We start from the raw sequence: 7986 nt of genomic DNA, 5'->3' as shown, positions 1-7986 counted from the left end.
ACGAGATCACGCCCGCCGTCCACACCGCGGCGACCGCCGCCGCCCCCACCGGCCGGGTCAGCCCCGCCAGCGCCGCGAGCACCCCCGCGCCCACCCACCGCCCGGTCAGCACCGCGTAGAGGGACCAGGCCGCCAGCGCCGTGAACAGCGACTCGCTGTACGCCATCGACTGGACGATCCCGACCGGCAGCACCGCCCACAGCAGCACCGCGAAGAAACCGGTCCGGGGGCCGTACAGCCGCTCCGCGACGGCGAAGATCCCGGCCGCCGCGGCGAGCGAGGCCAGAAGGCTCACCACGAACCCGGCGTCCGCGTACGACAGCGGGGCGAGGGCGTGCAGCAGCCGCTCCAGCCAGGGCAGCAGCGGGAAGAACGCCAGGTCGGAGTGGACGTCCCCGTTCGGCAGCCGCACCTCGTAGCCGTAGCCCAGGTGGGCGACCCGCGCGTACCACAGCGAGTCCCAGCGCGCGGTCAGCAGCGTGTAGGCGCTCTTGCCGCGCGCCGCGCTCCACCCCGCCAGCACCGCCAGCCCCAGGGCGCGGACCGCCGCGTAGCCCAGCAGGGCCGGGGCCGCCCGGCGGAGGAGGGGGGCGCGGGCCGGGACGCCGCGCGTTTCAAGATCGCTCACGGGCTCGATTATCGACCGCGCCGCGCACCGGACCGGCCGCCGGGGTCACCGTCAAGGGGTGGCGACGTGCGGTACGCCACACGGGTTGCCTCGCGCGGGTGAGAGCTCCGCCACGTGTCCGCGCGGCCGGCTCGCGTACGCTGACGAGTCACTCGCGTGGGTTCGCGCGGGCCGGAGACACCGCTCGCTCCGGCCGTACGACGGTTCGTCCCCACCCCGTCGGTCCGCGCCGCGCGAGGGATCATCTGGGAGGTACGTACATGTCCGGGACGACCACGGCTGCCGTAGGGCGGCATCGTCGGGCGGCCGGGGCCGGTGCCGACCGGTGGGTCGTCCTCGTCGTCCTGTGCGCGAGCCTGCTGCTCGTGGCCCTCGACGCCACCGTGCTGCACGTCGCGGTCCCCGCCGTCACCGAGGACCTCCGCCCCGGCGCCGAGGAACTGCTGTGGATCGTCGACGTCTATCCGCTGGTCTGCGCCTCGCTGCTGATCCTCTTCGGCACCCTGGGGGACCGGGTGGGCCGCAGACGGGTGCTGCTGCTCGGCTACGGCCTCTTCGGCGTCGCCTCCGCCCTGGCCGCGTTCGCCTGGAGCGCGCCGATGCTCATCCTCGCCCGCGCCCTGCTCGGCGCCGGCGGCGCGATGATCATGCCGGCGACCCTGTCGATCCTCCGGCAGGTCTTCCCCGACCGGCGCGAGCGCGCCCTAGCCATCGGCGTGTGGAGCGCGGTGGCGGCGGTCGGCGCGGCGGTCGGACCGCTGCTCGGCGGGTTCCTGTTGGAGCACTTCTGGTGGGGCTCGGTCTTCCTGGTCAACATCCCGCTGATGCTGGTCAGCCTTCCGGTGGGCCGGATGCTGCTGCCGGAGTCCCGGGGCACGGACGGCGGCCCCTGGGACGTGACCGGCGCGCTGCTCGCGGCGGGCGGGCTCTTCGGCTTCGTCTTCGGGGTGAAGCGGCTCGGCGGCGGTGGGGCTGATCTGCGCGCGTTCGGCGCGGGACAGGGTGGACCTGCTGACTCCGCTGCGTTCCGCCAGCTCGCCCAGGGACCAGCCGTGTTCGGCGCGCAGCTCGGCCAGCCGGGCGCCGATGAGCAGATCGACGGGATCCTCGCTTCTCATATCCGGGACGCTATCCCTGATACGAGACGGCCGTGTTACGGGCAGCTCACGCCCGGGCCGCCTCTCCGAGCGCCTCCAGCACCGGGCGGATCAGCGGATGGCCCTCGGCTCCCCGGCGTACGGCGGCGAAGACGCGGCGGGTCGGGGCGACGCCGTCGACGGGGCGTACGACCACACCGGCGAGGTCCATGCCGCACAGCGCGGAGCGCGGTACGAGGGCGACGCCCGCGTCGGCGGCGGCGAGCGCGACGACCGCCCGGAAGTCGTCGGAGGAGTGCTCCAGGCGGGGCTGGAAACCGGCGCTCTCACAGGCGAGGACGACCACGTCGTGGCAGGGATTGCCGGGGTACGGCCCGATCCAGGGGTCCTTGGCCAGCTCGGCCAGGGGCACCTCTGTGGTGTCCGCCAGCCGGTGCCCGAGGGGGACGACCGCGTCGAACGGCTCGGCGTAGAGCGGGACATGGGTCAGCCGGGGGTCGTCGGCCGGCGGGGCGCCCCGGTACTCGACGGCGACCGCCACGTCCACCTGCCGGTCCAGCACCATGGGCAGGCTGGCGTCCCCTTCCGCGTCCCGCACCCGGATCCGTATGCCGGGTGCCTTGGCGGCGAGGCGGGCCACCGCCGGGGCCACGACCTGGGCGATGCCGGTCGCGAAGGCCGCCACGGTGACCGTGCCCGCCTCGCCCGAGCGGTAGGCGGCCAGCTCGGCCTCGGCCCGCTCCAGCTGGGCGAGGACCGCGTTGGTGTGGCTGAGCAGGATCTCGCCGGCCGGGGTGAGCCGTACGCCCTTGGCGCCGCGCTCCACCAGGCGGTGGCCGGTCTCCTGCTCCAGGGCCGTCAGCTGCTGGGAGACGGCGGAGGGGGTGAGGTAGAGCGCGGCGGCCGCCGCGGTGACCGTGCGGTGGTCGGCCACCGCACGGAGGATGTGGAGCCGCCGCGCCTCGATCATGTCCCTGATTATCCCAGCTCGTCCGGCCTGGTCAGGCCGCCAGTTCGGTGCGGGCCGCGACGAAGGCGTCGACCGCGCGGTGGACGTCGTCCGTGGAGTGCGCGGCGGACAGCTGGACCCGGATGCGGGCCTGGCCCTGGGGGACGACCGGGTAGGAGAAGCCGATCACGTACACCCCGCGCTCCAGCAGCAGTTCGGCCATGCGGGCCGCCTTCGCGGCGTCGCCGATCATGACGGGGGCGATGGCGTGGTCCCCGGGGAGGATGTCGAAACCCTCCTCGGTCATCCGGCGGCGGAACAGCGCCGTGTTCTCGGCCAGCCGGACGCGCAGGTCGTCGGCGGACTCCAGCAGGTCGAGGACCTTCAGGGAGGCTGCGGCGATCACCGGGGCGAGGGTGTTGGAGAACAGGTAGGGGCGGGAGCGCTGGCGCAGCAGGGCGACGATCTCGGCGCGGGCGGCGACGTAGCCGCCGGACGCGCCGCCGAGGGCCTTGCCGAGGGTGCCGGTGACGATGTCGACGCGGTCCATGACGCCGTGCAGTTCGGGGGTGCCCCGGCCGGTCGGGCCGACGAAGCCGACGGCGTGCGAGTCGTCGACCATGACCATCGCGTCGTAGCGGTCGGCGAGGTCGCAGATCTCGCGCAGGGGCGCCACGTAGCCGTCCATGGAGAAGACGCCGTCGGTGACGATCAGCCGGCGGCGGGCGTCCGACGCCTCCTTCAGCTTGGCCTCCAGGTCCGCGAGGTCGCGGTTGGCGTAGCGGAACCGGCGGGCCTTGGACAGCCGGATGCCGTCGATGATGGAGGCGTGGTTGAGGGCGTCGGAGATCACCGCGTCCTGTTCGCCGAGGAGGGTCTCGAAGACACCGCCGTTGGCGTCGAAGCAGGAGGAGTACAGGATGGTGTCCTCCTGGCCGAGGAACGCCGACAGCCGGGCCTCCAGCTCCTTGTGGACCTCCTGGGTGCCGCAGATGAAGCGGACGGAGGCCATGCCGTAGCCCCAGCGGTCCAGGGCATCGTGGGCGGCGGCGATCACCTCGGGGTGGTCGGCGAGGCCGAGGTAGTTGTTGGCGCAGAAGTTGAGGACCTCGCCGGGGCGGCCGCCGGCGGTGACGTTGACGGTCGCGGACTGCGGGGTGCCGATGACCCGCTCGGGCTTGTGCAGGCCGGCGGCGCGGATCTCGTCGAGGGTGGCGCGCAGGCCGTCGCGGACGGTGTCGAACATGCAGGGCTCCTGAAGGTGCTAGCGGTTGCAGGGGGTCAGGCGGTCCAGTCGAGGATGACCTTGCCGCCCTTGCCGCTCGCGGCGTCGGCGAAGGCGGCCTCGAAGTCGCGGTAGCCGTACCGGCCGGTGATCACGGGGGCGAGGTCGAGACCGCCTTCCAGCAGCACCGACATCGCGTACCAGGTCTCGAACATCTCGCGGCCGTAGATGCCCTTGATGGTGATCATCGAGGTGACGATCCGGGCCCAGTCGACGGGGAACTCCTCGGCGGGCAGGCCGAGCATGGCGATCCGGCCGCCGTGCGTCATGTTGGCGATCATGTCGCGCATGGCCTCGGGGCGGCCGGACATCTCCAGGCCGATGTCGAAGCCCTCGCGCAGACCCAGTGCGCGCTGACCGTCGGCGATGGTGGACCCGGCGACGTTCAGGGCGAGGCTCACCCCGATCTTGCGGGCCAGTTCCAGGCGCTCCTCGCTGACGTCGGTGACGACGACGTTGCGGGCGCCCGCGTGCCGGGCCACGGCGGCGGCCATCAGGCCGATCGGCCCGGCGCCGGTGATCAGGACGTCCTCGCCGACCAGCGGGAAGGAGAGGGCGGTGTGCACCGCGTTGCCGAACGGGTCGAAGATCGCGGCCACGTCGAGGTCGACGGGGACCCGGTGCACCCAGACGTTGGAGGCGGGCAGGGCCACGTACTCGGCGAACGCGCCGTCGCGGCCGACGCCGAGGCCCACGGTGGCCCGGCACAGGTGGCGGCGGCCGGCCAGGCAGTTGCGGCACTTGCCGCACACCAGGTGGCCCTCGCCGCTGACCCGGTCGCCGACGCGGACGTCGGTCACGTCCCGGCCGGTCTCCACGACCTGCCCGACGAACTCGTGGCCGACCACGAGCGGGGTGCGGATGCTCTGCCGGGCCCAGCCGTCCCAGGCCCGGATGTGCAGGTCGGTGCCGCAGATACCGGTCCGCATGACCTTGATGAGGACGTCACCGGGGCCGATGGCGGGCTCCGGGACGTCCGTCAGCCAGAGACCCGGCTCCGCCTTCTCCTTGACCAGCGCCTTCAACGCTACGGCTCCTGTGGGTGAGGCCCGGCCCACGGGCATGCCGAAGGAGCCCGCACCGGGTCAGAGGGGTGGAATCACCCCGCAATCTGCCCTATGCGCGCGCCGGGGTCCATCGAGCTTTTCTTAACCGGCGCCTCAGCTTTCCTTCAGGCCCCGCGGGTGTCCCTCGTGTCCCTCGCGCGCGCCGTTCCCGGGTCCGGCTCCGGCGGGGTGGGTTCTCACAGGGGCAGGCCGTCCAGCGCGCTCCCCTCGAGGCGTACGACGAGATCCGCGGCCAGCGCCTTGACGGTGTCCAGGTGGGTCCTGCCCCAGGCGCGCGGGGATGTGTCGGCGGCACACACCGTGCCGAGCGCCATGCCGGAGCCGTCGATGAGCGGGGCGCCCAGATAGGAGCGGATGCCGAACCCGTCGACCACCGGGTTGCCCGCGAAGCGCGGGAAGTCGCGGACGTCGTCCAGGACCAACGCCTTGTGTCGTACCACCACATGGGGGCAGAACCCATGGTCGCGCGGCAGCACCCGGCCCATCTCGGCCCTGCTGCCGTCCTCGCGGACGACCGGGGCGGCGGGGGCGCTCAGGCCCGCGAAGAACTGGTGGTCCTCGCCGATGAAGTTGACCATGGCGTAGCTGGCGCCGGTGAGCCGGGCGAGGTGGCCGGCGAAGGCGTCGAGCGCGGGATCGGGCCGATCCGCCAGGCCCAGCCGGCGCAGCCGCCGGACACGGGCGGGGGCCTCCTTGTCCTCGGGGGTGAGCAGCAGGCCCCGGACCGGCCGGGGCGGCTCGTAGCTCATCGCCGGGCTCCGGCGCTGTGGGTGTACCTCATACAGGAACTCCGTGGAGGGTGGGTCGGGATCACCTGTGGGCGCCCTGGCTCGGCGTGGCCGCCGGGGCCAGGGCCAGCAGATGGCGGACCAGGGTGAGCAGGGTCTGGACGCCGGAGCTGGAGATCCGCGCGTCGCAGCGCACCACCGGGATGTCCGGGCCGAGGTCGATGGCGGCCCGCACCTCGTCGGGTGCGTAGCGGTGGGCGCCGTCGAACTCGTTGACGGCGACGATGAAGGCGAGGCCGCGCTCCTCGAAGAAGTCGACGGCGGCGAAGCAGTCCTGCAGGCGCCGCGTGTCGGCGAGGATCACCGCGCCGAGCGCGCCCTCGGACAGCTCGTCCCACATGAACCAGAACCGCTCCTGTCCCGGCGTGCCGAACAGGTACAGCACGTGTTCCGGATCGAGGGTGATCCGGCCGAAGTCCATGGCGACGGTGGTCTCCATCTTGTTCTCGACGCCGTCGAGGCTGTCCGTGCCGACGCCGACCGTGGTGAGCAGCTCCTCCGTGCTGAGCGGCGCGATCTCGCTGACCGCGCCCACGAATGTCGTCTTGCCGACCCCGAACCCGCCCGCGACCAGGATCTTGAGCGCGGTGGGAAACGGGTCAGAGCTGTCGTCGTAGTCCATCGAGCACTGCCTCCAGCAGAGACCGGTCAGTGGGTGTGTGGTGGTAGGCGGGCGGCTTGGTGGTCAGCGCGCCGCAGCCGACCAGGTCCGACAGCAGCACCTTGGTGACCACCGCGGGCAGCTTCAGCTGGGCGGCGACCTCGGCGACCGGGACGGGCGAGCGGCACAGGTCGAGGGCCTGCGCGTGCTCGGGACCGAGATAGCCGAGCGGGGTGACGCCGGTGGCCATCACCTGCGACATCAGATCGAGGGCGATGCTGGGCTCGGTGCGGCCGTCGCTGACCGTGAACGGCCGCACCAACCGCCCGGCCGCCTCGTCCAGCCAGGGCCCGTCGCCGGCTGCGGCCACGCTCAAGGCCTCGCCGCCGCGGGGTCCGCGGTCTGCTGCCGGGGGGCGGTCACCAGGTAGGGGCGCACGCTCTTGACCAGCATCGCCATCTCGTAGCCGAGCACGGCGGCGTCGGCCTCGCGGCCGGCCAGCACGGCGAGACAGGTGCCGGAGCCGGCGGTGGTGACGAAGAGCAGGGTCGCGTCGAGCTCGACCACGACCTGGCGCACGTCCCCGCCGTCGCCGAACCGGACGCCCGCGCTGCGGCCGAGGGAGTACAGGCCGCAGGCCAGGGCCGCCATGTGGTCGGCGCTGTCGGCGTCCAGGCCGTGTACGGACTTCACCAGCCCGTCGGAGGAGAGGAGCACCGCGCTGGTGGTGTGCGGTACGCGCTGCACGAGGCCGCTCAGCAGCCAGTCGAGGTCGGATGCGGGGATGGTCGGCGCATCGCTCGCCATGGTGGATCGACTCCTTGGGGTACGAAGATCTGCGGGAGCGCTGGGGGTGGGGGTACGGCGTGCGGGGGCGGGGGCGGTGGCGGGTACGGTCATCCGGCCGGGGCACTCCCCTCGGCTCGGCCGGTACCGAAAGCGCCGTCCGGCACGGGCACGTGGGCGCGCACCTGGGGTATGGCGGCTGGAGCCGGTGGTTGCTCCGGGGTGGTGTGGTCCCGGTCCATGTGCTCCGAGCCCATGTCGGGTGGGTCCATGTGGGCGGAGGCCATGTCGGCGGGGGCCACGTGGGCCGAGGCAGTGTGGGCCGAGGCCATGTGCTCGGGCTCCATGTGCGCTGAGCCCGTGTGGGCGGAGGCTGTGTGCTCGGGTTCCATGTGCGCCGAGGCGGTGTGGGGAGCCCCCATGTGCGCGGGCCCCATGTGCGTGGCGTCCATGTGGGGCGCGTCCAGGCGGCCGTAGGCGGTGTTCGCGTACGTCGCTTCGCCGTAGGCCCGGTACGTCCTCCCCTCCCCCGTCGTTCCCCCGTGCTCCGGCTCTTCCTGCCCCGGTTCCGCGTACCCGGACTCCAGGTGCTGCCGGGCCTCGGCGAGGCCGAACCCGCGCTGGAAGGCGGCCATCAGGCCGGGGTCGTGGCCGGTGACGGTGCCGGCGGCCTGGCGGGAGGCCGGGCCGCCGCGCAGTTGGGGCGCGATGTGCTCCTGGGCGCGCCTGCGGGGCGCGGGACCGAGCGATTCAGCCGTAGTGAAGGGCGGAGGTGGGCGAGCGTG

At 73.2% G+C, this 7986-nt stretch carries 8 protein-coding genes and 3 pseudogenes; 1 reads left to right on the top strand and 10 read right to left on the bottom strand.

Annotated features, from left to right (window positions below; genetic code table 11):
- Positions 1-628: glycosyltransferase family 39 protein (locus tag H5J33_RS16155; protein WP_181795605.1), on the bottom strand; the 628-nt coding region annotated here is incomplete at its 3' end.
- A 260-nt stretch (positions 629-888) separates the two neighbouring features.
- On the opposite strand from H5J33_RS16155, the pseudogene H5J33_RS16150 reads away from it, so the two are divergent.
- Positions 889-1596 (top strand): annotated as a pseudogene (locus tag H5J33_RS16150) (MFS transporter); the annotation flags it as partial.
- Here H5J33_RS16150 and H5J33_RS16145 read toward each other — a convergent pair.
- The 9 genes and pseudogenes from H5J33_RS16145 to H5J33_RS37510 form a co-directional block, all read right to left on the bottom strand.
- A pseudogene (locus tag H5J33_RS16145) lies at positions 1588-1746 on the bottom strand (helix-turn-helix domain-containing protein); the annotation flags it as partial. The pseudogenes H5J33_RS16150 and H5J33_RS16145 overlap by 9 nt on opposite strands.
- A 46-nt stretch (positions 1747-1792) precedes the next feature.
- A complete protein-coding gene (locus H5J33_RS16140; RefSeq protein ID WP_181795604.1) occupies positions 1793-2695 on the bottom strand; it encodes a LysR family transcriptional regulator in 903 nt (300 codons plus the stop codon).
- A gap of 31 nt (positions 2696-2726) precedes the next feature.
- Positions 2727-3920, bottom strand: coding sequence for a glycine C-acetyltransferase (locus H5J33_RS16135; protein WP_181795603.1), 1194 nt, complete (start codon positions 3918-3920; stop codon positions 2727-2729).
- Positions 3921-3955: 35 nt separating this feature from the next.
- Positions 3956-4984, bottom strand: a complete 1029-nt coding sequence (gene tdh / locus H5J33_RS16130; protein WP_181795602.1) for an L-threonine 3-dehydrogenase — start codon at positions 4982-4984, stop codon at positions 3956-3958.
- A gap of 218 nt (positions 4985-5202) precedes the next feature.
- Positions 5203-5775, bottom strand: a complete 573-nt coding sequence (locus tag H5J33_RS16125) for a GAF domain-containing protein (protein WP_181795601.1) — start codon at positions 5773-5775, stop codon at positions 5203-5205.
- Positions 5776-5836: 61 nt separating this feature from the next.
- Entirely contained in the window at positions 5837-6436 is a 600-nt protein-coding gene (locus tag H5J33_RS16120) for an ATP/GTP-binding protein (RefSeq protein WP_181795600.1), read from the bottom strand.
- Positions 6414-6785, bottom strand: coding sequence for a DUF742 domain-containing protein (locus H5J33_RS16115; protein ID WP_181795599.1), 372 nt, complete (start codon positions 6783-6785; stop codon positions 6414-6416). Before H5J33_RS16115 ends, H5J33_RS16120 begins: the two co-directional genes overlap by 23 nt.
- A 2-nt stretch (positions 6786-6787) precedes the next feature.
- Positions 6788-7222: a roadblock/LC7 domain-containing protein gene (locus H5J33_RS16110; RefSeq protein WP_181795598.1), complete on the bottom strand. Its 435-nt coding sequence runs from the start codon at positions 7220-7222 to the stop codon at positions 6788-6790.
- 89 nt (positions 7223-7311) lie between these two features.
- Positions 7312-7986 (bottom strand): annotated as a pseudogene (locus tag H5J33_RS37510) (hypothetical protein); the annotation flags it as partial.

This window comes from Streptomyces sp. WELS2 (assembly GCF_013870595.1).
Taxonomy (GTDB): Bacteria; Actinomycetota; Actinomycetes; order Streptomycetales; family Streptomycetaceae; genus Streptomyces.
The sequence above is the reverse complement of the archived record's forward strand: the minus strand, read 5'-3'. Positions and strand labels throughout refer to the sequence as shown.

Coding starts and splice junctions, on each gene's coding strand:
- H5J33_RS16125 (WP_181795601.1), bottom strand. CDS start 5,775: ATGAGCTACGAGCCGCCCCGGCCGGTCCGGGGCCTGCTGCTCACCCCC.
- H5J33_RS16135 (WP_181795603.1), bottom strand. CDS start 3,920: ATGTTCGACACCGTCCGCGACGGCCTGCGCGCCACCCTCGACGAGATC.
- H5J33_RS16140 (WP_181795604.1), bottom strand. CDS start 2,695: ATGATCGAGGCGCGGCGGCTCCACATCCTCCGTGCGGTGGCCGACCAC.
- H5J33_RS16110 (WP_181795598.1), bottom strand. CDS start 7,222: ATGGCGAGCGATGCGCCGACCATCCCCGCATCCGACCTCGACTGGCTG.
- H5J33_RS16120 (WP_181795600.1), bottom strand. CDS start 6,436: ATGGACTACGACGACAGCTCTGACCCGTTTCCCACCGCGCTCAAGATC.